Source organism: Microbacterium xylanilyticum, from assembly GCF_054654695.1.
In genome coordinates this window covers 3,340,646-3,364,039 of sequence record NZ_BAAIEN010000002.1, presented here as the reverse complement: position 1 = coordinate 3,364,039, position 23,394 = coordinate 3,340,646, and the positions used below count along the sequence as shown (strand labels likewise).

Genomic DNA, 23,394 nt, shown 5'->3' with positions numbered 1-23,394 from the left:
ACGCATACATTGCCTACGGCGCGAAAGGCGTACGTTCTGGACGGGCGCTCAGGCCAGCGGCAGCGCGCCGTCGTAGGCCGTGTTCGACACGGCCGGCTCAGCGGGGCCGGCGCCGAAGACGCGGCTGAGCCCGGGATCCGTGCGCCACTGCGGCCAGCCGGGGTCGCCCTCGGCGACGAACCGCACGGCGGTGGCGTGCATCTCGGTGGCGAGGTGCTGCGGGGGCGTGGGCCCGGCGAGGCGCTCCACGAACGGGTCGTCGAGCACGTCGAACCAGAACGGCACGTCGAGGCAGTGGCACGACCACCCCTTCGTGGGTGACACCCAGGCGAAGCGGTACGCCCAGGTGGCGGCGTCACCGCGGGCCTGGGCCGTGCGCACCACGAGCGCGCGGAACACCCGGTCGCTCACGAACCGTCCGATCAGGGCGGGCGTGCCGCGGCGGCGCTGCACCCGGTTCGCGGCGAGGTAGGAGCGTCGCATCGCGCGGTCGCGGCTGAGCAGGAGCAGCGCGAGGGCGGCCGGCACGAACCGCAGCACCCCGGGCGCACGGTCGAGCGTCATCGTGAACTCGTCGTCGGTGGCGCCGATCAGCAGCGGCTTGTCGGATCCGATCCCGTCGCGCAGCGCCTGCACGGCCGGCCGCGGCAGGACGTCGCCGTCGATCACGGGGCCCCAGGGCAGGCCGTCGACGAGCGGTGCCAGCAGCGCGCGCAACCGCGTCGCCCCGAGCAGGGCGGCCTTCGGCTGGGTGCGCTGCAGCGTGCGCTCGGGCACGGTGCGGAAGCCGTCGGCGTCAGGAGCGCACTCGAGCAGCTCGCCCAGGGTGCGGGTGCGCCGGCGCGCGAGATCGGGGTCGATGTCGGCGAGCGCGGGGGAGAACGCCATCGCCGCGTGGAACAGGTGCTGAGCGCGCTCGAGGCCGAGGAGCGTGAGCACCGCGCCGCCGCCGGCCGACTGCCCGGCGATCGTGACGCGGCCGGGGTCGCCCCCGAACGCCGCGATGTTGCGCTGCACCCACTCGAGTCCCGCGATCCAGTCCAGCACGCCGCGGTTCGCGGGCGCGCCGTCCATGAGCCCGAAGCCGTCGAAGCCGAGGCGGTAGGAGATCGACACGGTGACCACGCCGTCGCGGTTGAACGCGGCGCCGTCGTACCAGGGGCTCGCCGGGGAGCCGTCGACGTAGCCGCCGCCGTGGATCCACACCATGACGGGCAGTCCGGACCTTTCGACGGGCGCGGGGCCCGGCAGCGCCGGGGTGAAGACGTTCACGTTCAGCGTCGAGGATCCGGGGATGCTGGGCTCCGGGATCAGCGTCTCGCCCTTGTCGCCGCGCTGCGCGGTGGGCCCGTAGGCCGTCGCGTCGCGCAAGCCGGTCCAGGGCTTCGGTGGCTGGGGCGCGGCGAAGCGGCGCTCGCCGACGGGCGCGGCCGCGAACGGGATCCCGAGGAAGGCGGCGGACGCTCCTGGCGTTCCGGGCTCGCCCCGCCAGAACCCGCGCACGGCACCCGTGTCGGTCTGGGCGACGGGCGCGTCGGCGGTCACTGCGTCGGCGGTCACCCGTTCAGCGTATCCGGCCGCCACGATGGGTTCGCCGCGCCCTTCGTCTCGCTGCGCTCGCTCAGGGGCCGGCCATCGCGGGACACCCGAACCCGGTCCCTGAGCGAGGAGCGCAGCGACCAGACGAAGGGACGCGCTCAGGCCCGCAGCAGGGCGAAGAACTGCTCGACGTCGGCGGCCATGTCGATGGTCGGATCCAGCATCCACGCGTTCTGCAGCCCGTCGGCGAGGGCGTGCCCGGCGCGGATAATCCACTCGGGATCCAGGTCCGCACGGATGAGCCCCTCTTGCTGCTGCGCGAGGATCGTGGCACGGGCCGCGGCGTGCACCGTCTCGGTGCGTTCCAGGAAGTACGCGCGGGCGGGGTGGTCGGGGTCGCCGACCTCGGCCTGCAGCTGGGTGTAGAGCTGGACGAGCCCGGGGACGTCGCGGTTGTGCCGCATCACCGCGAGGAACGTGGTGAAGAAGTCGCCGTCGTCCTCGGTCTCGATGTCGTGCTGATCTCGGGCGCGCAGGATCTCGACGAAGAGCTGCTCCTTGGTGCCGAAGTAGTGCAGCAGGCCGGCGGGGCTCAGCCCCACGGCATCGGCGATCTCGCGCACGGAGGCGTTGCGGTAACCGAACCTGCCCACGATCTCGAGGGCCGCCTCGAGGATCTCCTCGCGCTTGACGACGCCTTTCGCGTATGCGCCTCGTCTGGCCATGGAGCCAGGGTAGCCGCCGCCGGCGAAACACGAACGCCGATCGGGTTGTTCCGGCAAAACCCTTGCACTGTTCGGTTTTCGGTGCCACAATCGTCCCGATTCAGATTCCAAACATCGTTCGGTATTCGGATCCGCCGGGATCCGCGCACCGCCGCCCTCCGTTCCCGATCCGCTCAATGAGGAGCCGTCATGACCATCACCCCGCAGGATCCCGCCGCGGACATCGCGCCGACCGGCGTCATCCGCACCGAAGCGCCCGCGGCGGGAGAGCCCGCCGCCAGTCCTCCGGCGAACCGGCGACTGCTGCCCAGCCTGCTGATCGCGTCGATGACCCTGTTCGCGACCTACGGCGGGCTCATCGCGATCCTGCTGCCCACGCAGATCCTGCTGCTCGACGAGAAGCACAAGGTCGCGAACCTCGCGATCGTGACCACCACGTCGTTCGTGTTCACGCTGTTCGCGCAGCCGATCGCGGGCGCGCTCAGCGACCGCACCCGCTCGCCGTTCGGCCGGCGCATCCCGTGGATGGTGCTCGGCGCGCTCGTTGGAGGCGTCCTGCTGCTCGGCATGGGCTCGCTGCAGGACCTGATCTGGATCACCGTGTTCTGGGTGGTGATCCAGGTCGCCCTGAACTTCCTGCAGTCGCCGCTCACCACCATCACGGCCGACCGGTTCCCGCGCGCCAAGCGGGGCGGCGCGAGTGCCATGATCGGCCTCGGCACGCAGCTCGGCATGACGGTCGGCGTCATGCTCGCCGTCGGGCTCGGTGCGCAGCTGGGACTCGGCTATGCGGTCTTCGGCGTCGCGGTGATCGTCGTGACGATCCTGTTCGCGCTGCTCAACAAGGACTGGTCCTCGAGGGATGCGGTCGTCGAGCCGTTCCGCTGGGGCGCGTTCTTCCGCGGTTTCTGGATCAACCCGCGCCGCCATCCCGACTTCTTCTGGGCGTTCACCGGCCGCTTCCTGCTGATCCTCGGCTACTTCGTCGTCTCGGCGTACCAGCTCTACATCCTCACCGACTACATCAAGCTCCCGCTGCAGGAGGCCCAGGGCGCGGTCATGACCCTGACGCTCGTGGCGTTCGTGCCCACGCTCATCGCGATCGCGCTCTCCGGATGGTGGAGCGACCGGGTCGGCCGCCGCAAGGTGTTCATCTACGCCGCCACCGTCATCATGGCGGCAGGGCTCGCCTTCCCGCTGATCATGCCGACCATGACCGGGATGATCCTGATGAGCATCGTCAACGGCGTCGGCTTCGGCCTGTACATGTCGGTGGACGCGGCGCTGATGACCGAGGTGCTGCCGAACGAGGGCAGCTCGGCCGGCAAAGACCTCGGCATCCTCAACGTCGCGACCAACATCCCGCAGGCCCTCAGCGCGCCGATCGCCGCCGTCATCATCGGATCCCTCGGCGGCTATCCGGTGCTGTTCGTCTTCGCGATCGTGTTCGCGGTGCTCGGCGCGATCGCCATCGCCCCGATCAAGGGCGTCAAGTAGCACGGCCCGCCCGCGGCCGGTCCGCCGCCGCGCTTCCGCCTCCACGAAAGGACTCCCGATGGAGAACACTCAGACCGCCGCTCTGGACGACACGGCGGCCGATGCCCTGACGCACCCCGAGGTGCAGACCCTCGCCGGCCGCGTGCGCGGACGCTGGCGCGACACCACCGCGCCCGGAACCGGCCCGCGCGGCCACCTGCGCTCCGCGGCGTTCCTCGGGATCCCGTTCGCCGAAGCCCCGGTGGGCGAGCTGCGGTTCGCCGCGCCCGTGCCCAAGGCGCCGTGGCAGGGCGTCCTCGACGCCGCGGAGTTCGGGGCGACCGCGCAGCGCGGCGACCCCGGCGTGACGCTCATCCCCGAGCCCAGCATCGAGGGCGATGCCACGCTGAACGTCAACGTGTACACGCCGGCGATCCCCGCGGGCGACGGGACGGATGGACCTAGCATGCCCGTGCTCGTGTACATCCACGGCGGCGGCTACTTCGCCGGATCGCCGGCCAGCCCCTGGTACGACGGACGCAACTTCACCCGCGACGGCGTCGTGACGGTCACGATCTCCTACCGGCTCGGCTTCGACGGCTTCGGCTGGATCCAGGACGCCCCGTCGAACCGCGGCGTGCGCGACTGGCTGCTGGCGCTGGAGTGGGTGCAGCAGAACATCGCGGCGTTCGGCGGCGACCCCGCGCGTGTGACCATCGCCGGACAGTCCGCCGGCGGCGGGGCGGTGCTGACGCTGCTCGGCATGGAGCAGGCGCAGCACCTGTTCCACGGCGTGTACGCGATCTCCGGCGCCCTCGCCGACGTGCCGGCCGAGCGCGCGGAGGCGTTCGGCCGGTCGCTGGCGGAGGCTGCGGGGGTCGCGCCCACCCGCGCCGGCTGGTCGACGCTGGACGAGGACCGCGTGCTCGCACTGCAGAAGAAGGCGACCGCCTTCGAGGGCGGCGACATGGGTGACATCGTCGAGAACGGCCTGCCGCTCGGTCCGGTCGTCGACGGCGACCTCATCCCGCGGCCCACTCCCGAGTCGTTGCGAGCCGGAATCGGATCCGACAAGCCGCTCGTGCTCGGCGCCACCGACGACGAGTTCACGATGGCGATGGGCGACGCCGCGAAGGCGCTGCGCTGGGTGCCGACGGGCCTGCTGCTGGGCAAGCTGGGTGTCGCGAAGCCCGCGCGGAAGGCGTACCTCGCCGCGAACGCCGACGTCGTGGCGAAAGGCAAGGCGCGCCTGGCCGGACGGGTGCTCACCGACAGGATGTTCCGCCGCGCGATCCTGCGCGTCACCGCCGATCGCGGCACCGCGCCGACCTGGGTCTACCGGTTCTCCTGGCCGTCGGGTGCCTTCGGGTTCGCCGAGCACTGCCTCGACGTGCCGTTCTTCTTCGACTGCCTGGACGGACCGGCCATCGAGCCGCTCGCCGGGGCCCACCCTCCGCAGGCGCTCGCCGACGAGGTGCACGCCGCCGCGGTCGCCTTCATCGCGGGCGGGGATCCGGGCTGGCCGCGGTACGACCGCGACGGCATCGCCCGGGTGTTCGACACGCCCTCGCACGATCTGCCCGACGCCTACGCGTCCGTGCGACCGCTGCTGTGAGGATGACGGCGTCCTTCGTCTCGTCGCTGGTCCCTGAGCGAGCGCAGCGCCCGCCCGGTTCCTGAGCGAGCCGAAGGCGAGACGAAGGACGGGGTCCTGCCTCGCGTCAGCCGGCGTTGCGGCGGGCCTCCCAGCCGGAGCGCACCATCTCGTCGACGGTGTGGCGCATCTTCCAGTCCAGGTCGCGCGCGGCGAGCTCGCCCGTGGCGACGATCCGGTCGGGGTCGCCGGGGCGGCGCGGCCCGATCTCGGGCGTGAAGGCGATCCCGGTCACGCGCGCCATGGCGTCCATGATCTGGCGCACCGAGAGGCCGTCGCCGGATCCGAGGTTGTAAGCGGGCTCGATCGGCTCGCCTGCGATCATGCGCTGCGCCGCCGCGACGTGGGCCAGCGCGATGTCGCCGACGTGCACGTAGTCGCGCACGTTGGTGCCGTCCGGGGTGGCGTAGTCGTCGCCGTTGATCCTCGGGGTCTCACCCGCGAGCAGCTTCTCGAACACGATCGGGAACAGGTTGTGCGGGCTCACGTCATACACCGTCGGATCCGCGGATCCGACGACGTTGAAGTAGCGCAGCGAGGTGTGCACGAGAGGCGTGTCGGATCCGGCCGTCGCGACGGCCTGGTCGCGCAGCAGCCACTCGCCGATGAGCTTGGACTCGCCATAGGGGCTCGCCGGACGCTTCTCGGTGTCCTCCACGACGAGCGGCACGTCGGGCGTGCCGAAGACGGCGGCGCTCGAGGAGAACACGATGTTCGCGACGCCGGCGGCGGCCATCGCCTCGAGGATGACCCGGGTGCCCTCGACGTTCTGCGCGTAGGTGTGCAGCGGACGCTGCACCGAGACGCCGGCGTACTTGAACCCGGCGACGTGGATGACGCCCTCCACCGCGTGCTCCCGCAGGGTGCGCTCCACGAGGTCGCGGTCGAGGATGCTGCCGCGCACGAACGCCACGCCCTCGGGCACGAACGACGCCACGCCGCTGGACAGGTCGTCCAGCACGACCGGGGTGAGCCCGGACTGCGACAGTGCGCGCACGACGTGCGATCCGATGTAGCCGGCACCGCCGGTGACAAGCCAGGACATGGGTCTCCTTCCGTTGCGCGTGTGCGCGGGTCTCATTCTGGCAGGGGCCTTGCTGGGGGAACGCCGGGGCGGAACAGGGATCCGGGATGCGCCCCGGGGCCGTCAGACGTCGCGACGCGGGCCGTCGGAGGGGACGACCGTGAACAGGTGCGGCTCGGCGAAGCCGGCTGCGGCGAAGGCCGCGCGAACGGCGTCGGACACCGCGGCGACGCGATCGTGGTCGACGAGTGCGATCGCCGCTCCGCCGAAGCCGCCGCCGGTCATCCGCGCGCCGGCCGCCCCGTGCGCGAGCGCGGTGTCGACGGCGGTGTCGAGCTCCGGGATCGAGATCTCGAAGTCGTCCCGCATCGACGCGTGCGACGCGACCAGGAGATCGCCGATCGCGCGCGGTCCGTCCGCGGCGAGGGCGGCCACGGTGTCGAGCACGCGCTGGTCCTCGGTCACCACGTGGCGCACGCGGCGGAAGTCGACGTCGTCGAGCAGCTCCGCAGCGCGCGGCAGATCCGCCGGAGTCACATCGCGCAGCGCGGCGACGCCCAGGGCGGCGGCGCCGCGCTCGCACGAGGCGCGGCGCTCGCCGTAGCCGCCGGTGGAGTGCGCGTGCTTCACGCCGGTGTCGATCACGAGCACCTCGAGCCCGGCCCCGGCGAACCCGAGCGGGACCGAGTGGGTCTCCAGCGAGCGACAGTCCAGGAACACCGCGGCGTCGGCGTGGCCGAGCATCGACGCCATCTGGTCCATGATCCCCGTCGGGGCGCCGACCGCCTCGTTCTCGGCGCGACGACCGACCTGCGCGAGCGTGACCGGATCCAGGCCCAGACCCCAGAGCTCGTTCAGCGCGGACGCCGCGGCTCCCTCGATCGCGGCGGACGACGACAGCCCGGCACCGACCGGCACATCCGAGGCGATCGCGAGGTCAACGCCGGGCAGTGTGCCGCCGGCCCAGTCCGGGATCAGCGCACGCAGCGCCCAGGCCACGCCGAGAGGGTACGCGGCCCATTCCGGAACCGAGGGAACCGCGGACGCGGCGGGCGCACCAGGCGCACCGGCCCCTCGGCCCCCTGCGGGGAACAGCGCGTCCAGGTCGGCGAGCGCGACCTGGACCGGCTCGGCCGCGAGGGTGGATGCGACGCGGATCCGCCCGTCGGCGCGCAGCCGGGCCGCGGCGGCGGTGCGGTGCTGGATCGCGAACGGGAGCACGAAGCCGTCGTTGTAGTCGGTGTGCTCGCCGATGAGGTTCGCGCGCCCGGGTGCGGACCAGACGCCCTCCGGCTCGGACCCGGTGAGGGAGCGGAACAGGTCCGTGGCGCCGGCGACGGCCTCGCCGGCGGGGGTGCGGGTGGCGGCGGGGCCGGTCATCGGGTCTCCTCGGCGGGCTCGGGGACGGAGGCGATCGCGTCGCGCAGGCGCGCGGCCGCATCCTCGGGCAGGATCTCGGCGGTCCACGCCGACATGGCGGCCTCGGATCCGGCGAGGAACTTCAGCTTGTCCGCGGCGCGGCGGGGGCTGGTGAGCTCCAGGCGCATCCGGATCGTGTCGCGGCCGACGTGCACGGGGGCCTGGTGCCAGGCCGCGATGTAGGGCGTGGGCGAGTCGTAGAGCGCGTCGACGCCGCGCAGCAGGCGGAGGTAGAGCGGCGCGAGCTCGTCGCGCTCGGCGTCGTCCAGGGCGGCGAAGTCGGGCACGTGGCGGTGCGGGAGCAGCTGCACCTCCAGCGGCCAGCGCGCCGCGAACGGCACGAACGCGGTCCAGTGCTCGCCCTGCAGCACGACGCGCTCTGATCCCTGCTCGGCGTCGAGGATGCGCGCGAACAGGTCGTCGCCGGCCCGGGCGATGCTCTCGCGCAGCCGCTGCGTGCGCGGCGTGACGTAGGGGTATGCGTAGATCTGGCCGTGCGGGTGGGGCAGCGTCACCCCGATCGCCTCGCCCCGGTTCTCGAACGGGAACACCTGCTCGATGCCGGGCAGGGCGGAGAGCGCGGCCGTGCGGTCGGCCCAGGCCTCGATCACCGTGCGGGCGCGGGTGACCGACTGGGTGCCGAACGAGCCGGAGTGCTCGGGGCTGAAGCAGACGACCTCGCACCGGCCGACGCTGGTGCGGGTGCGCCCGAGCCCGAGCGACTCGAGGTCGGCGAGACCCTGCGGCGGATCGACCGCCTCCGGGGCGGTTCCGACGGCCTCGGCGAGGGCGGGACCGAACGACGGGGAGCGGTTCTCGAACACGGCGACGTCGTAGCGCGACGGCACCTCGGACGGGTTCGTCGCCGACTGCGGTGCGAGCGGATCCGCATCCGCGCTCGGCATCATCACCCGGGTCTGGCGCTTGGTGGCGAAGGTGATCCAGTCGCCGGTGAGCACGTCCTGCCGCATGGTCGCAGTCTCGGGACGCGGATCCAGGATCCGTGCATCGACGCTCCGCTGCGGGTCGAGGGCGGTGCCCGGGTCGTCGTAGTAGACGAGATCGCGTCCGTCGGCGAGGCGCGTGGAGCGCTTCACGACGCCGGCGCCGAGCGTGGTCACGGCGAGGACGGCGTCGGTCGCTGAGCCGTCTCGCGATGCGCCATCGGTGCTGGGGACGGCGGCCGATCCGGCCGCGCCGATCTCAGGAGAGGGATCCATGTTCACGTAAACACGATAGGGCATGTCGCGTGATAGCGTCAACACTCCGGAGAACGGTACGCTCGGGACCGGCAGGGGAGAGGCGGGGCGATGGCGAAGGACGACGACGAGCTCGAGGAGCTGCGCCGGATCGCCGACGGCGTTCCCGATGGCGCTCCGGCGGGTCGCTCCCGTCGCGGACCCAAGCCCAGCGGCCGGGTGTCGATGGCGACGGTCGCCGCGCGCGCCGGGGTCTCCGGCCAGACCGTGTCGCGCGTCGTGAACGACAGTCCGCGAGTGGATCCGGCCACGCGGGAACGGGTCGAGGCGGCGATGGCCGAGCTCGGCTACCGCCCGCACCGGGCTGCACGCGCCCTGCGCACCGGGCGGTCGATGACGATCGGCGTGGTGGCGCAGACGCTCGCCACGGTCGGCAACTCCGCGCTGCTGCAGGCCGTCGCTCAGTCGGCGGAGGCGCGCGGCTACGCGCTCGCCGTGGTGACGCTCGGCGCGGCCGGTCGCATCGGCGACGCCTTCGACCGGCTCCACGACCAGGGCGTCGACGGTGCCATCGTGCTGAACGAGGCGTCCGCACTGGCCCGCGACGCGGATCCGGCCGGCCTCGCGCTCGTCGTCGTGGACGCCCCGGCCGACCCGCGGTTCACCGTCATCGGCACCGATCACGCCGAGGGCGCCCGCATCGCCACCGCGCACCTGCTCGACTGCGGCGCTGCGACCGTGCACCACCTGGCCGGCCCGGCCGATTCGTTCGCCGCGGCGGAGCGCGAGCGCGGCTGGCGCGAGGAGCTGGCGGCGCGCGGTGCGCGGATCCCGGAACCGCTGCGCGGGGATTGGAGCGCCGGCTCCGGGCACGCGCTGGGAGAGGCGCTCGCCGCGGACCTCGCGGTGACCGCGGTCTTCGCGGCGAACGACCAGATGGCGCTCGGGGCGCTGCGCGCCTTCGCCGACGCCGGGCGCCGCATCCCCGAGGACGTCGCGGTGCTCGGGTTCGACGACATCGCCGACGCCGCGCAGTTCCGCCCGCCGCTGACGACGATCCGGCAGGACTTCGCCGCCCTCGGCGAGCGGGCCGTGCGGATCCTCATCGACCGGGTCGAGGGTCAGGACGTATCGGATCCGGCGCTGCTCGTGCCGACGCTGGTCGTGCGCGCGAGCGCCTAGCCGTTCGCCCGCCCCTTCCGGGTCGATCACCTGCCTTCAGGTCGCACTTTCTGCTCTTCCCGCGGATTCTTGGCGCAGAAATTGCGACCTGAACGCCAGTGGCGCCCGCGTGGGTTGCCGACCACCGTGGCGACGCCGGCCCCGGAACCACAGTCCGCGCCCCGCCGGCGCTTGCGGAAAGCGCATTCCTATGTCACCATGGCTCAGAAGGGAAAGCGCTTACCCATCCGGCGACCGAAGAGCGGATCGCCCGGAGCGCACGAGACGGAGGAACCATCGTGGCGGAGAGCACCACCCGCGAGATCGGCATCATCATGAACGGCGTCTCCGGGCGCATGGGCTACCGGCAGCACCTGGTGCGCTCGATCCTCGCGATCCGCGAGCAGGGCGGCGTCGAGCTGCCCGACGGATCCCGGGTCACCGTCAAGCCGCTCCTCGTCGGCCGCAGCGAGCAGAAGCTCGCCGAGCTCGCCGCCAAGCACGGCATCGCCGACTACACCACCGACCTCGACGCGGCGCTCGCGGATCCGCAGTGGGAGATCTACGCCGACTTCCTCGTGACCAAGGCGCGCGCGACCGCGATCCGCAAGGCCATCGCCGCAGGCAAGGCGATCTACACCGAGAAGCCCACGGCCGAGTCCGTCGAGGAGGCGCTCGAGCTCGCCCGCCTCGCCCGCGAGGCCGGCGTCAAGACCGGCGTCGTGCACGACAAGCTCTACCTGCCGGGCCTGCAGAAGCTGAAGCGGCTCGTCGACTCGGGCTTCTTCGGACGGATCCTGTCGGTGCGGGGAGAGTTCGGCTACTGGGTGTTCGAAGGCGACTGGCAGCCCGCGCAGCGCCCCAGCTGGAACTACCGCGCCGAGGACGGCGGCGGCATCATCAGCGACATGTTCCCGCACTGGAACTACGTGCTGGAGAACCTGTTCGGCGAGGTGAAGAGCGTGTACGCGCAGGCCGCCACGCACATCCCCGAGCGCTGGGACGAGAAGGGCGAGCGCTACACGGCGACGGCCGAGGACGCCGCGTACGGCATCTTCGAGCTCGACGGCGGCATCATCGCCGAGATCAACTCGTCCTGGACCGTGCGCGTGAACCGCGACGAGCTCGTCGAGTTCCAGGTGGACGGCACCCACGGATCCGCCGTCGTTGGCCTGTTCGGCGCCAAGATCCAGCACCGCAACGCCACCCCGAAGCCGGTGTGGAACCCCGACCTCGCCGACGACCATGACTACGACGCCGACTGGGCCGAGGTCCCCACGAACGACGTGTTCCTCAACGGCTTCCGGCAGCAGTGGGAGGAGTACCTGGCCTCCTACGTGCTGGGCACCGACTACGCCTTCGACCTGCTCGCCGGCGCACGCGGCGTGCAGCTCGCCGAGGCGGGCCTGCAGTCCTCCGCCGAGGGGCGCAAGATCGCGCTGCCCGCGCTGAGCCTGGCCGCGCCGAACGAGCACTGAGGCCTGCCATGACGACGATCCGGCTCCTCTCCGCCGACGGCGCGACCTCCGACGTCGCGCTCAACGACTCGGGCGCGTACACCCGCCCCTCCGCTCCGCTGCAGAGCCGCGTCGCCTACGCCGCCGCGCATGTGGTGCCGAAGGTGCACGCCGACAACACCCCGGGGCAGCCCGCCGACATCGACTGGGACGCCACGCTCGCGTTCCGCCGCAACGTGTACTCGTGGGGGCTCGGCGTCGCCGACGCCATGGACACCGCGCAGCGCAACATGGGCCTCGACGCGGCCGCGACCCGCGAGCTCATCGCCCGCAGCGCCGAGGTGGCGCGGGAGGAGGGCGGATCCGTGGTCGTGGGCGTCAACACCGACCACGTCGACGAGGAGCGGATCCCGCTGTCGCAGGTGATCGACGCCTACGTCGAGCAGCTGCACTTCACTGAGGAGCAGGGCGCCGGCCCCGTGCTGATGGCCTCGCGCCATCTCGCCCGGGTGGCGGAGTCGCGCACCGACTACCTGCGCGTGTACGCCGCGGTGCTGCAGCAGGCGACGACCCCGGTCGTGCTGCACTGGCTGGGCACGGCGTTCGACCCGCAGCTGGAGGGCTACTTCGGATCCTCCGACTGGCGCGAGGCCTCGGCCGCGCTGCTGCGCATCATCGCCGAGAACCCGGGCAAGGTCGCCGGCGTGAAGATGAGCCTGCTGAACGCCGAGTCCGAGGTCGCGGTGCGCGAGCAGCTCCCCGAGGGCGTGCGCATGTTCACCGGCGACGACTTCAACTACGTCGGCCTGATCGGGGATTCGGTCCCTGAGGCTCTCGAAGGGCCCGCATCGCCGCGCCGCAGCCACTCCGACGCGCTGCTGGGCGCATTCGCCGCGATCACACCGGTCGCTTCGGCCGCGATCCAGGCGCTCGACGCCGGGGATCCGGCCCGGTACCTGGAGCTCCTCGGGCCGACCGAGGAGCTCAGCCGCCAGGTGTTCGCCGCGCCCACGTTCTACTACAAGACCGGCGTCGCCTTCCTGGCGTGGCTGAACGGCCACCAGCCCGCGTTCCAGATGGTCGGCGGGCTGCACTCCGCGCGCAGCCTGCCGCACCTCAGCCGCATCGTCGAGCTCGCCAACGTGTCGCTCGCGCTGGAGGATCCGGAGCTCGCGCGCGAACGCTGGCACGGCATGCTGCGACTGAACGGGGTGGACGCATGACCGCCGCCGTGGATCCGCGCCTGTCCATCAACCAGGCCACGATCAAGTACGCCGATCTCGCCACCGCGTTGCGGGTCACCGCCGAGGCCGGCGTGCAGGGCATCGGGCTGTGGCGCGAGCCGGTGAACGAGGTCGGCCTCGACGTGGCCGCGCGCATGCTGGCGCATTCCGGCCTGCGGTTCACGACGCACTGCCGCGGCGGGTTCTTCACCCTGCCCGAGGGCCCGGAGCGCGTCGCCGCGCTCGACGACAACCGGCGCGCGATCGAGGAGACCGCGACGCTCGCCGCCGCCGGGGCCGACGGGTCGACGGCCGTGCTCGTGCTCGTCGCCGGAGGGCTGCCCGAGGGCTCGCGCGACCTCATCGGCGCGCGGGAGCGGGTGCGCGACGCGATCGGCGTGCTGTCCGCCGACGCGCAGGCCGCGGGCGTCACCCTCGCGATCGAGCCGCTGCACCCGATGTACGCGTCGGACCGTGCGGTCGTGTCCACGCTGGGCCAGGCGCTCGACATCGCCGCCGACTTCGACCCCGCCGTGGTCGGCGCGGCCGTCGACACGTTCCACATCTGGTGGGATCCGCAGGTCCTCGAGCAGATCGCCCGCGCCGGTCGCCAGGGCCGCATCGCGACCTACCAGGTGTGCGACTGGAAGACGCCGCTGCCCGCCGACGTGCTGCTCAGCCGGCACTACCCGGGCGACGGGGTCATCGACTTCGGATCCCTGACCCGGGCGGTCGTCGCGACCGGCTACGACCGCGACATCGAGGTGGAGATCTTCAACGCCGACATCTGGGCGCAGGATCCGGCCGAGGTCGTGCGCCGCACCGCGGAGACCTTCGGAGCGGCGGTCTCGCCGCACCTGGCCTGACCCGCCCTCCGTCGCGCGCCCGAACGCATGAGAGGCTGACCCCATGAGCATCCGACCCGGACTGTGCTCCGTGACCTTCCGGCAGCTGGATCCGGCCGCGATCGCGGCGCTCGCGGCCGCCGCCGGACTCGAGGCGATCGAGTGGGGCGGCGACGTGCACGCGCCCGCCGGGGACACGGCGCGCGCGGCCGAGGTGGCGCGCATCACCGCCGACTCGGGCCTCGCCGTCGCCTCCTACGGCTCGTACTTCCGCGCCGACGCGGGGGAGGAGATCGTCCCCGTGCTCGACGCCGCGGAGGCCCTCGGGGCCGACCGGATCCGGGTCTGGGCGGGGCGGATCGGATCCGCCGACGCGACGGCGCAGGAGCGGGCGGCGACGATCGACGCGCTGGCGGCCGCTGCCGAACGGGCCGGTGCGCGCGGGATCTCGCTCGCGCTCGAGTTCCACGGCGGCACCCTCGCCGACGACGCGGAGCAGACGCTGCGCGTGCTGGACGAGGTCGGCAGCCCGCACCTGTCCACGTACTGGCAGCCCACGGTCGGCGCCCCCGATGACGTCGCCGTGGCCGGGTACCGGCGGCTGGCCGACTGCGTCTCCGCCGTGCACGTGTTCTCGTGGTGGCCCGCCGCCGAGCGCCTCACACTCACCGCGCGCGACGGGCTGTGGCGGGCGTTCGCCGCCGCCGCGTACGCCGCCCCGGTGCCACCGCGCGACGCGCTCCTCGAGTTCGTGCCGGAGGACGACCCGGCAGCGCTCGCCGCCGAGGCCGCCGCCCTGCGCGCCTACCTCGACCCGCAGGGTCTCCCCGGCGCCCCCGCGGGAACTATGCTCGGGGCATGACACCGGAAAGCCCTTCCCTGCGCACCGGATCCGGTGCCGCGCACGCGGTGACACTGCAGGACGTCGCCCGCGAGGCCGGTGTCTCCCTCGCCACGGCCTCGCGCGTGCTGAACGGCTCGGAGCGCAAGGTCGCCGAGGGCTACCGGGAGCGGGTCGAGCGGGTCGCCCAATCGCTCGGGTACACGCCCAACATGTCGGCCCAGGCGACCGCCCGTGGGCATTCTCCGATCATCGCGCTCCTCGTGGCGGACATCGCCGACCCCTACTTCGGCCAGATCGCGGCGGGTGTCGCGCGCGGCGCGGACGAGCGCGGCCTGGTCGTGACGATCTCCATCACCGAGCGGGATCCGGAGCGCGAGAACCGGATCCTGCGCGCCCTGCGCGGACAGCGGCCGCAGGGGATCATCCTCGCCGCGTCCCGCGCGGACCGCGGTGTCGAGGAGGGCGCGGCGGACGCCGCCGACGCCGAGCTGGCGGCGTTCGAGCGCTACGGCGGGCGCGTGGTCGCATTCGGGGAGCGCCCCGGCGGCAGCGGCACGCGCGCGATCGTGATCGACAACGCCGGCGGGGCGGAGGAGCTCGGCCGCCGGATGGCCGCGCTCGGTTACCGCACGGCGATCGGCATCGGCGCCGCGGAGGGCGTGCGCACCTCCGACGACCGCCTGAACGGCTTCGCCCGCGGGTTCGCTTCGGGCGGGGGCCGCATGGAGCGGATCCATCGCGGCGACTTCCGGCGCGAATCGGGGGCCGCGGCGATGGCGGCGGCACTGGCGGAGGGTGTCGAGCCCGGCACGCTCGTGTTCGGGATGAGCGATGTGGTGGCCCTCGGCGCGATGTCGACGATCCGCGACGCGGGCCGCGAGGTGGGTGCGGACATCGCGGTGTGCGGGTTCGACGACGTCTCCGCGAGCGGCGACGTCAGCCCCGCGCTGACGACCGTGCGGGTGCCGCTCAACGACGCCGGGTACCAGGCGTTCCGCGCCGTCGTCGACGAGGACTGGACCCAGGCGCCGCTGCCGGTCGAGGTGATCGTGCGCGGCAGCACCCCCGGCATCCGCTGATCGTCCTTCGTCTCGCTGCGCTCGCTCAGGAACCGCTCGATCGCGCCCAGCTGGCGCCGGCGAACACCGGTCCCTGAGCGAGCCGAAGGCGAGACGAAGGGCGCTCGACGACCCCGGGGGCCGGACGCGCCTCAGCCGCCGAGCGCGGCGCTGACGACCGCGCGGGCCTCCTCCTGCACCCGGGCGAGGTGCTCCGCCCCGAGCAGCGACTCCGCGTAGAGCTTGTACACGTCCTCCGTGCCCGAGGGGCGCGCGGCGAACCAGGCGTGCTCGGTCTGCACCTTGAGGCCGCCGATCGCCGCGCCGTTGCCCGGCGCGTGCGAGAGCTTCGCCGTGATCGGCTCGCCGGCGAGCTCCGTGGCCGACACCGACTCCGGCGACAGCTTCGACAGCGCGGCCTTCTGCTCCGGCGTGGCGGGGGCGTCGACGCGCTGGTAGGCGGAGGCGCCGAAGGCCTCCTCGAGCTCGCGGTAGCGCTCGGACGGCGTCTTGCCCGTCACGGCGATGATCTCCGCGGCGAGCAGGCAGAGCAGGATCCCGTCCTTGTCGGTCGACCACACGGATCCGTCCTTGCGCAGGAACGAGGCGCCGGCCGACTCCTCGCCGCCGAACGCGACCGAGCCGTCGAGCAGACCCGGCACGAACCACTTGAACCCGACGGGCACCTCGAGCAGGCGCCGGCCCAGTGACTCGGCCACGCGGTCGATGATCATCGACGAGACCAGGGTCTTGCCGATGGCCGCGTTGCGGTCCCAGCCCTCGCGGTGCGAGAAGAGGTAGTCGATGGCGACGGCCAGGTAGTGGTTGGGGTTCATCAGCCCGGCGTCGGGGGTGACGATGCCGTGCCGGTCGGCGTCCGCGTCGTTGCCGGTGAGCACGTCGTAGTCGCCCTTCTTGGCGACCAGCGACGCCATCGCCGACGGCGACGACGGATCCATCCGGATCTTCTCGTCCCAGTCCAGCGTCATGAAGCGCCAGGTCGGGTCGACCTCGGGGTTCACCACGGTGAGGTCGAGGCCGTGCATCTCGCCGATGAGCGCCCAGTACTCCACCGAGGCTCCGCCGAGCGGATCCGCCCCGATCCGGACGCCGGCCTTCTTGATCGCCTCCACGTCGATGATCGACGGCAGGTCGCGCACATAGGCGTCGCGGAAGTCGTAGGTGCCGAGGCTGCCGGTGTCGATGTCGGCGAAGCGGGTGCGCTTGACGCCCTCGAGGCCGGCCTCGATGAGCTCGTTCGCGCGGTTCGCGATCCACCCGGTCGCGTCGGTGTCGGCGGGGCCGCCGTGCGGCGGGTTGTACTTGAAGCCCCCGTCGCGGGGCGGGTTGTGCGACGGGGTGACCACGATGCCGTCGGCGCGGCCGGGCTCGTCGTCGCTGCGGTCGCGGTTGTAGGTGAGGATCGCGTGGCTGAGCGCCGGCGTCGGCACCCACGCGTCGCGGGAGTCGACGAGCACGTCGATGCCGTTCGCGACGAGCACCTCGATCGCGCTGCGCTCGGCCGGGCGGCTCAGTGCGTGCGTGTCGCGGCCGAGGAACAGCGGACCCGTGATGCCCTGCGCCGTGCGGTAGTCGACGATCGCCTGCGTCGTGGCGAGGATGTGCTGCTCGTTGAAGCTGCCGCTCAGCGACGAGCCGCGATGGCCGCTCGTGCCGAACACCACTCTCTCCGTGGACACTTTCGGATCGGGGATCCGGTCGTAGTAGGCGGCGATCAGCTCGTCGACGTCGATCAGGTCGCTTTCCTCCGCGGGGAGGCCGGCACGGCTCGTCATGCCGACAGTCTGCCGCGTCGGGACGAGGTTCGCATCATGATTTCCGCGCGCACGCCGCCGAACGGCCGATCTTGCGTCGAACGGATCCGGGCCGGTCATGGACGCCGGAGCGTCCGGCGGCGCGGACTAGGCTGAACGCCGTGACCGATGCCGCCCCCGCCCGCCGCACCTACAGCTATCTGGGTCCCGCGGGCACCTTCACCGAGGCTGCGCTGGACCAGGTCCCGGAGGCGCGCGGGCAGCACTGGCGCCCGGTGCACAACGTCGGCGAGGCGCTGTCGGACGTGCTCGAGGGGCGCAGCGACGCGGCGATGATCGCGATCGAGAACTCCGTCGAGGGCGGGGTCACCACCACCCTCGACGCGCTGGCGACGCTGCCGGGGCTGCGGATCGTCGGCGAATACCTGGTGAAGGTGGACTTCGTGCTGGTCGCCGCCCCCGGGACGCGCATCGACGACGTGACCGTGATCGCCGCGCATCCGGTGGCCTATGCGCAGTGCTACGGCTGGCTCGGCGAGCATCTTCCGCGGCACCAGCACGTGCCCGCCGCGAGCAACGTCGCCTCGGCCCTGGGGATCCTGGACGGATCCCTGCCCGCCGACGCCGCGATCGCCGCGCCCGGCATCGTGCAGCACCACGAGCTGGAGCTGCTGGCCGACGGCATCGGCGACAACGACAACGCCGTCACCCGCTTCGTGCTCGTGGCCCGGACCGTGGCCCCGGCGCCGCCGACGGGCGCCGACAAGACGTCGCTCATCGTCGAGCTGCCGGAGGACCACGCCGGTGCGCTGCTCGAGCTGCTGGAGCAGTTCTCCACCCGCGGCATCAACCTGTCCCTGCTGCAGTCCCGCCCGATCGGCGACGAGTTGGGCCGGTACCGCTTCGTGCTCGACGCGGACGGGCACATCCAGGACGAGCGCATGGCCGACGCACTGCTCGGCATCCGCCGGTTCAGCCCGCGCGTCGTCTACCTCGGCTCGTACCCCCGGGCCGACCGCCGCATCGTGAAGTACCCCGAGCGCTACGCCGACGACGTGTTCGTCGAGGCGCGCGACTGGCTGCGGGGCCTCATCGCCGGCGAGCCCGAGGCGTAGGATCCGGGTCCGCGGGTAGCACCGGCGTTCAGGTCGCAATTTCTGCGGCAAGGCGCTGGGTTTGGAGCAGAAAGTGCGACCTGAACATGGATCCGGAGTCGCTGACCCCCGAGTCCGTCCTCTGGGGTCGTTGAGCGAGGCCGCTGCAGGCGACCGAGACGAAACGCGGCAACCCGACGCTGCCGCGTTCAGCGCACCGGCACGATCAGATCCGCCTCGTCCTTGCGGGCGCGGATCCGCTGCGCGTTCGGCTCGTCGACCGATGCGACCCAGGCCTCCGCTTCGGGGAGCGACTTGCCGAACGCGAGGTGCCGGGCCACGAGGCGCCGGATCCGCAGATCCTGCGGGACGTCGGCGTACCAGATCTCTGCGGCGACCTCGCGCACGAGCGGCCACGGTTCGGTCTCGTCGAGCAGGTAGTTGCCCTCGGTGAGCACGAGCGCGGCGCCAGGCGGGATCACCCGGTCGGCGGCGATGGGCTGCTCGAGCGTGCGCTCGAACCCCGGCACGTAGACGGGGTGGTCGATCTCGGTGAGCACGCGCCGCAGCGTCGCGAGGTAGCCCCAGCCGTCGAAGGTCTCCACCGCGCCCTTTCGCCGGCGCAGCCCGAGGGCGTCGAGGCTGCCGTCGCCGAGGTGGAAGCCGTCCATCGGCAGCCACGCCGCCGAGACGCCGCGGGCGGTGAGCGCCGCGAGCAGCGCCGTGGTCAGCGTGGTCTTGCCGGCCCCGGGCTCGCCGACGATGCCGAGCACCACCCGGTCCGCGCGCTCTGCGAGCGCAACCGCGCGGTCGACGAGGGCGGGGTCGAGCTCGATCACGCTCGCACTCTAGCGGGCGCGGCGCATCTGTGGAGGAGTCGGATCTCGCGGATCAGCCGGCGAGCAGCTCCAGGGTCTGGATGCGGCCGGGCGTGCGGTGCGGATCCTCGGCGGAGAAGGATCCGGCGACGGGCGAGATCATGATCTCGTCGACGCCGTGCTGCGCGGCGAAGGCCTCCAGCGACGCGCGCACCGAGGCGGCGTCGCCGACGAACCAGTTCGCGAGCGCTGCGGCGTGGATCTGCTCCTCCTGCGGATCCGGGTTCGCGGCGAGGGCGGCCCGGGCCTGCTCCACGGTCTCGAGCGCGGTGAGCGGACGGTTCAGCCGCAGCCGCGCCATCATGCGCAGCTGCGGGATGGCGCGCTCGGCGGCCTCCTCGGCGGTGGGTGCCGCGACGACGTTCGCGGTGAGGAAGGTGCGCGGCTCGGGGTGCGCCTCGGTGGGGCGGAAGCCGTCGCGGTACAGCGACAGGGCGCGGTCGAGGCCGTGGCCGGAGAAGTGGTTCGCGAACACGTACGGCAGGCCGAGCGAGGCGGCGAGCTGCGCCGAGTAGTCGCTGGATCCGAGCAGCCACACCTCGGGCGCGCCGGTGGCGGCGGGCGTCGAGCGCACCGCGTACTCGCCGCCCGACGTGAACTGCGCTGCGTTGTTGAAATGCACAACGGCGCCCTCGGGCTGCAGCATGAGCGCGATGTCCTGCACGTGGTCGGGGAAGCGCTCCACATCGCCGGCCGTGCCGGAGGCGCGCAGAAGCTGGGTGATCACGGGGTCGCTGCCCGGGGCGCGGCCGATGCCGAGGTCGATGCGGCCCGGGGCGATCGCCTCGAGCGCGGCGAACTGCTCCGCGACGATGAGCGGCGCGTGGTTGGGCAGCATGACCCCACCGGACCCCACGCGGATGCGCTGCGTGCGCGCCGCGGCGGCGGCGATGAGCACCGGCGGGGCGGTCGAGGCCACGGCCGGCATGTTGTGGTGCTCGGCGAACCAGTACCGCCGGTAGCCGAGTTCGTCGGCGCGCACGGCGAGGGCGAGCGACGCCGCCACCGCCTGGGCGCTGGTCTGCCCGGTGCGCACCGGGACGAGATCGAGGACGGAGAGCGCGAGAGAAGACATCCCTCGTGGCAACGCGACCGGATCCCGGGGCATTCCGGATCCGGTCGGGTCTGCCGGGCCCTCAGTCCCTTGACCCCGCCGCGCCGTCGGCGTAGTCCGGAGGCATGGACCGCTTCGTGGATCGCGCCGACGCCGGACGCCGACTCGGCGCGCGGCTTGCCGCCGACCCGGCGTGGAACGGCGCGCGCCTTGCCGCCGACCCCGCGTGGAAGGGCGCCGCGGGCGCGGGTGCTGCAGCAGGCGCGGCCCCGGCCGCCCCGACGCCGGGCGCCGCCACACCGCAGCCCGTCGTGCTCGGCCTGCCCCGCGGCGGGGTGCCCGTCGCGGCCGAGGTGGCGCGGGCGCTCGACGCTCCGCTCGACGTGCTCGTGGTGCGCAAGGTCGGCGTGCCCTGGCAGGCGGAGGTCGCGATGGGCGCCGTCGGCGAGGAGGGCGCGACCGTCCGCAACCCCGAGGTGGTGCGCGTCGCCGCGGTCGACGAGGAGACCGTGCGCGCGGGGGAGCGCCGCGAGCGCGCCGAGGTGGAGCGCCGAGCCCTGCTGTTCCGCGGCGGGCGCCCTCCGGTGCCGCTGACCGGACGCACCGCGCTCATCGTCGACGACGGCATCGCGACGGGGGCCACCGTGCGTGCGGCCTGCGCGATCGCGCGCGCCCGGGGCGCCGCGCGGGTCGTGGTGGCGGTGCCGGTCGCCGCGCCCGACGCGCTCGCCGCGCTGCGCGCCGGCCCGGATCCCGACGCCGATGCCGTGGTGAGTCTCGCGGCGCCCGACGACTTCATGGCGGTCGGCATGCACTACCTCGACTTCCGCCAGACCTCCGACGAGGAGGTCATCCGGATCCTCGCCGCGGAGACCGGAGGCTGAGGCGGAGACCATCCGGCTCCTCGCCGCCCCACAGCGAGGGAACCGGATCTCGAGCCGCCGGCTTCGGGATCCTCGCCGCCCCACCTCGCCGAGCGTCCTTCGTCTCGCTGCGCTCGCTCAGGAACCGGAGCGCGCGCGACACCGGAGCCGGAGACAGCACCACGACACCGGAGCCGGAGACAGCACCACGACACCGGAGCCGGCGACAGCGCCGCGACGGCGGAGCCGGCGACAGCGCCGCGACGGCGGTGCGACGGAGCCGCCCCGGTAGCCTGGCGCCATGGACGCCGAGATCTTCTACGTGCTGGTCGGATCCGTCATCGTCGCGGCCGTCGCCCGCTGGCGCGGCTGGCCGGCGCCGCTGCTCGTCACGGTCGTGGCGCTCGCGGTGTCGTTCATCCCCGCGGTGCCGAACCTGCGCATCGAAGGGCACGTGCTGCTGGCGTTCGTGCTGCCGCCGCTGCTCTACTCCGCGTCGCTCGACGTGTCGGTCGTGAGCTTCCGGCGCAGCCTGCCGCAGATCCGTCGGCTCGGCGTCGACCTCGTGATCGTCACGACCGCGGCCGTCGGCCTCGTGGCGTGGCTGATCATGCCGTCGCTGACGCTGCCCGGCGCACTGCTGCTCGGCGCGATCGTGGCGCCGCCCGACGCGGTGTCCGCCGCCGCGATCGGTCGCCGGCTCGGTCTTCCCCGCCGGGTGATGACGGTGCTGTCGGGGGAGAGCCTCATCAACGACGCGACCTCGCTGACCCTGTACCGGGTGTTCGCGCTGATCCTCGCGGGCACCACCGTGACGGTGGGCAGCGGCCTGAAGGACTTCGTCGTCGCCGTGGTCGCCGGCGTCGGCATCGGCATGGTCGCCGGTCTCGGCATGCACCAGCTGCGCATGCGGATCTCGGATCCGGTCGTGATCGGCACGTTCGGGCTGCTCGCCCCGTTCGGCGTGTACGCGATCACGGAACACCTGGAGGGATCCGGGGTGCTCGCGGTCGTCGCGATGGGGCTGGTCGTCGGTTACAACGCGCCGCGCACGAGCTACGCGACGCGGATGCAGGAGACGCCGATCTGGTCGTCGGCGGACTTCCTGCTGGAGTCGTTCGTCTTCGCGTACATCGGCCTGCAGCTGCCGCCCGTGCTCGCCGAGCTCGGCGCGACGCAGGTGGGCGGCGTCCTCTGGCTCGCCGCGGCGGTGTTCGTCGTGGTGCTGCTGGTGCGGCCGATGTTCGTATACCCGGCGTCGGCGTGGGGCGCGTTCTGGTCGTGGCTGCGGCTGCGCCGGTTCGAGAAGGCGCTGGCGTCGGGGGAGCTCCAGAAGCGCGTCGACGCGGTCGCCGAGAAGCAGCGGCGGCTGGGGCGACCCGGTCGCCGCGCGACGGAGGCGGAGCTGCGCGAGCGCTTCCGGGAGTCGCAGCTGACCTGGCGCGACAACGCGGTGATCTCGTGGGCCGGGATGCGCGGCGTGGTGACCCTGGCGACCGCGCTCGCCGCGGCCGACCTCGCCGGGCTCGACACCGAGGCGTCGCACGCGATCGTCGTCGTCGCGTTCCTGGTGACGGTGGGCACGCTGCTGCTGCAGGGGCTGACGCTGCCGCTGCTCATCAAGGGGCTCGGCGTGGCCGACGTCACCGACGAAGAGGAGGAGGACCGCCGTCAGCTGGCGCAGGTGCGCGCCCGCACGCGGGAGGCCGGCAAGGTCTTCCTGGACGAGAAGCGCGCCGCGTGGGAGCAGCAGCACGGGGCGGCGTCGCTGGGCTGGTTCGACCGCTTCGCACAGCGGTTCACCCGGGTGGAGCGCGACACCGAGCCCTTCGACAGGCTCAGGGGCCGGCAGCGCGACGAGGACCGCATGCCGCGCCCGAGCCGCGACGAGCTCGTCGGCCTGTCGAAGGGCTGGCTGCAGGTGCGCCGCGACGTGCTCATCACCGAGCGCGACGCGGGCACGTTGAACGAGGAGGTCATGCGCGAGCTGGTCCACGCGATGGACGCCGAGGAGCTCGCCCTCGACGCTCGGGTCGCGACCGGTCCCGCCGAGCGCTGACGCCGGATCCGGATCCCTCCCCGTCGTTCAGGTCGCACTTTCGGCGC

The 23,394-nt window shown here is 72.9% G+C and carries 19 protein-coding genes; 11 read left to right on the top strand and 8 right to left on the bottom strand.

Features of this window, described 5'->3' with window-relative positions:
* Positions 1 to 48 precede the first annotated feature (48 nt).
* Both ACYQ1L_RS16840 and ACYQ1L_RS16835 read right to left on the bottom strand, forming a co-directional pair.
* Positions 49 to 1,560 (bottom strand): carboxylesterase/lipase family protein, encoded by a 1,512-nt coding sequence (locus ACYQ1L_RS16840; protein ID WP_460005166.1) that lies wholly within the window; start codon positions 1,558 to 1,560, stop codon positions 49 to 51.
* 137 nt (positions 1,561 to 1,697) lie between these two features.
* Positions 1,698 to 2,264: a TetR/AcrR family transcriptional regulator gene (locus tag ACYQ1L_RS16835; RefSeq protein WP_460005165.1), complete on the bottom strand. Its 567-nt coding sequence runs from the start codon at positions 2,262 to 2,264 to the stop codon at positions 1,698 to 1,700.
* A gap of 189 nt (positions 2,265 to 2,453) precedes the next feature.
* Here ACYQ1L_RS16835 and ACYQ1L_RS16830 point away from each other — a divergent pair, with 189 nt between their 5' ends.
* Both ACYQ1L_RS16830 and ACYQ1L_RS16825 read left to right on the top strand, forming a co-directional pair.
* Entirely contained in the window at positions 2,454 to 3,761 is a 1,308-nt protein-coding gene (locus ACYQ1L_RS16830; RefSeq protein ID WP_460005164.1) for an MFS transporter, read from the top strand.
* Positions 3,762 to 3,819: 58 nt separating this feature from the next.
* On the top strand, positions 3,820 to 5,355 hold the full coding sequence (locus tag ACYQ1L_RS16825) for a carboxylesterase/lipase family protein (protein WP_460005163.1): 1,536 nt from the start codon (positions 3,820 to 3,822) through the stop codon (positions 5,353 to 5,355).
* Positions 5,356 to 5,461: 106 nt separating this feature from the next.
* Here the strand turns inward: ACYQ1L_RS16825 and galE are convergent, their stop codons facing one another.
* The 3 genes from galE to galT form a co-directional block, all read right to left on the bottom strand.
* Complete coding sequence (galE, locus tag ACYQ1L_RS16820; RefSeq protein ID WP_460005162.1) at positions 5,462 to 6,439, bottom strand: UDP-glucose 4-epimerase GalE; 978 nt, start codon at positions 6,437 to 6,439, stop codon at positions 5,462 to 5,464.
* A 102-nt stretch (positions 6,440 to 6,541) separates the two neighbouring features.
* On the bottom strand, positions 6,542 to 7,798 hold the full coding sequence (gene galK, locus ACYQ1L_RS16815) for a galactokinase (RefSeq protein WP_460005161.1): 1,257 nt from the start codon (positions 7,796 to 7,798) through the stop codon (positions 6,542 to 6,544).
* The gene (galT, locus tag ACYQ1L_RS16810; protein ID WP_460005160.1) at positions 7,795 to 9,063 is read right to left on the bottom strand and encodes a galactose-1-phosphate uridylyltransferase; all 1,269 of its coding nucleotides are present in this window, start codon (positions 9,061 to 9,063) and stop codon (positions 7,795 to 7,797) included. Before galT ends, galK begins: the two co-directional genes overlap by 4 nt.
* 198 nt (positions 9,064 to 9,261) lie before the next feature.
* Here galT and ACYQ1L_RS16805 point away from each other — a divergent pair, with 198 nt between their 5' ends.
* The 6 genes from ACYQ1L_RS16805 to ACYQ1L_RS16780 all read left to right on the top strand — a co-directional run bounded on the left by ACYQ1L_RS16805 (position 9,262) and on the right by ACYQ1L_RS16780 (position 15,645).
* A complete protein-coding gene (locus ACYQ1L_RS16805; RefSeq protein ID WP_460005845.1) occupies positions 9,262 to 10,218 on the top strand; it encodes a LacI family DNA-binding transcriptional regulator in 957 nt (318 codons plus the stop codon).
* Positions 10,219 to 10,532: 314 nt separating this feature from the next.
* Positions 10,533 to 11,675: a Gfo/Idh/MocA family protein gene (locus ACYQ1L_RS16800; protein ID WP_460005844.1), complete on the top strand. Its 1,143-nt coding sequence runs from the start codon at positions 10,533 to 10,535 to the stop codon at positions 11,673 to 11,675.
* 8 nt (positions 11,676 to 11,683) lie between these two features.
* A complete protein-coding gene (locus ACYQ1L_RS16795; protein ID WP_460005159.1) occupies positions 11,684 to 12,877 on the top strand; it encodes a dihydrodipicolinate synthase family protein in 1,194 nt (397 codons plus the stop codon).
* Positions 12,874 to 13,743, top strand: coding sequence for a sugar phosphate isomerase/epimerase family protein (locus tag ACYQ1L_RS16790; protein ID WP_460005158.1), 870 nt, complete (start codon positions 12,874 to 12,876; stop codon positions 13,741 to 13,743). Before ACYQ1L_RS16795 ends, ACYQ1L_RS16790 begins: the two co-directional genes overlap by 4 nt.
* Positions 13,744 to 13,786: 43 nt before the next feature.
* On the top strand, positions 13,787 to 14,584 hold the full coding sequence (locus ACYQ1L_RS16785) for a sugar phosphate isomerase/epimerase family protein (protein WP_460005157.1): 798 nt from the start codon (positions 13,787 to 13,789) through the stop codon (positions 14,582 to 14,584).
* On the top strand, positions 14,581 to 15,645 hold the full coding sequence (locus ACYQ1L_RS16780; RefSeq protein ID WP_460005156.1) for a LacI family DNA-binding transcriptional regulator: 1,065 nt from the start codon (positions 14,581 to 14,583) through the stop codon (positions 15,643 to 15,645). Before ACYQ1L_RS16785 ends, ACYQ1L_RS16780 begins: the two co-directional genes overlap by 4 nt.
* A 131-nt stretch (positions 15,646 to 15,776) precedes the next feature.
* Here the strand turns inward: ACYQ1L_RS16780 and pgm are convergent, their stop codons facing one another.
* Positions 15,777 to 17,420 (bottom strand): phosphoglucomutase (alpha-D-glucose-1,6-bisphosphate-dependent), encoded by a 1,644-nt coding sequence (gene pgm / locus ACYQ1L_RS16775; RefSeq protein ID WP_460005155.1) that lies wholly within the window; start codon positions 17,418 to 17,420, stop codon positions 15,777 to 15,779.
* A 131-nt stretch (positions 17,421 to 17,551) separates the two neighbouring features.
* Here pgm and pheA point away from each other — a divergent pair, with 131 nt between their 5' ends.
* Positions 17,552 to 18,514 (top strand): prephenate dehydratase, encoded by a 963-nt coding sequence (gene pheA / locus ACYQ1L_RS16770; protein WP_460005843.1) that lies wholly within the window; start codon positions 17,552 to 17,554, stop codon positions 18,512 to 18,514.
* Between the two features lie 188 nt (positions 18,515 to 18,702).
* Here the strand turns inward: pheA and ACYQ1L_RS16765 are convergent, their stop codons facing one another.
* Both ACYQ1L_RS16765 and ACYQ1L_RS16760 read right to left on the bottom strand, forming a co-directional pair.
* On the bottom strand, positions 18,703 to 19,332 hold the full coding sequence (locus tag ACYQ1L_RS16765; RefSeq protein ID WP_460005154.1) for a nucleoside/nucleotide kinase family protein: 630 nt from the start codon (positions 19,330 to 19,332) through the stop codon (positions 18,703 to 18,705).
* A 52-nt stretch (positions 19,333 to 19,384) separates the two neighbouring features.
* On the bottom strand, positions 19,385 to 20,446 hold the full coding sequence (locus tag ACYQ1L_RS16760; protein ID WP_460005153.1) for an LLM class flavin-dependent oxidoreductase: 1,062 nt from the start codon (positions 20,444 to 20,446) through the stop codon (positions 19,385 to 19,387).
* 104 nt (positions 20,447 to 20,550) lie between these two features.
* Between ACYQ1L_RS16760 and ACYQ1L_RS16755 the strand changes: the two genes are divergently transcribed.
* Together ACYQ1L_RS16755 and ACYQ1L_RS16750 are read left to right on the top strand one after the other, a co-directional pair.
* Positions 20,551 to 21,309, top strand: a complete 759-nt coding sequence (locus ACYQ1L_RS16755; RefSeq protein WP_460005152.1) for a phosphoribosyltransferase — start codon at positions 20,551 to 20,553, stop codon at positions 21,307 to 21,309.
* 280 nt (positions 21,310 to 21,589) lie between these two features.
* On the top strand, positions 21,590 to 23,347 hold the full coding sequence (locus ACYQ1L_RS16750) for a cation:proton antiporter (RefSeq protein WP_460005151.1): 1,758 nt from the start codon (positions 21,590 to 21,592) through the stop codon (positions 23,345 to 23,347).
* The last annotated feature ends 47 nt before the right edge of the window (positions 23,348 to 23,394 follow it).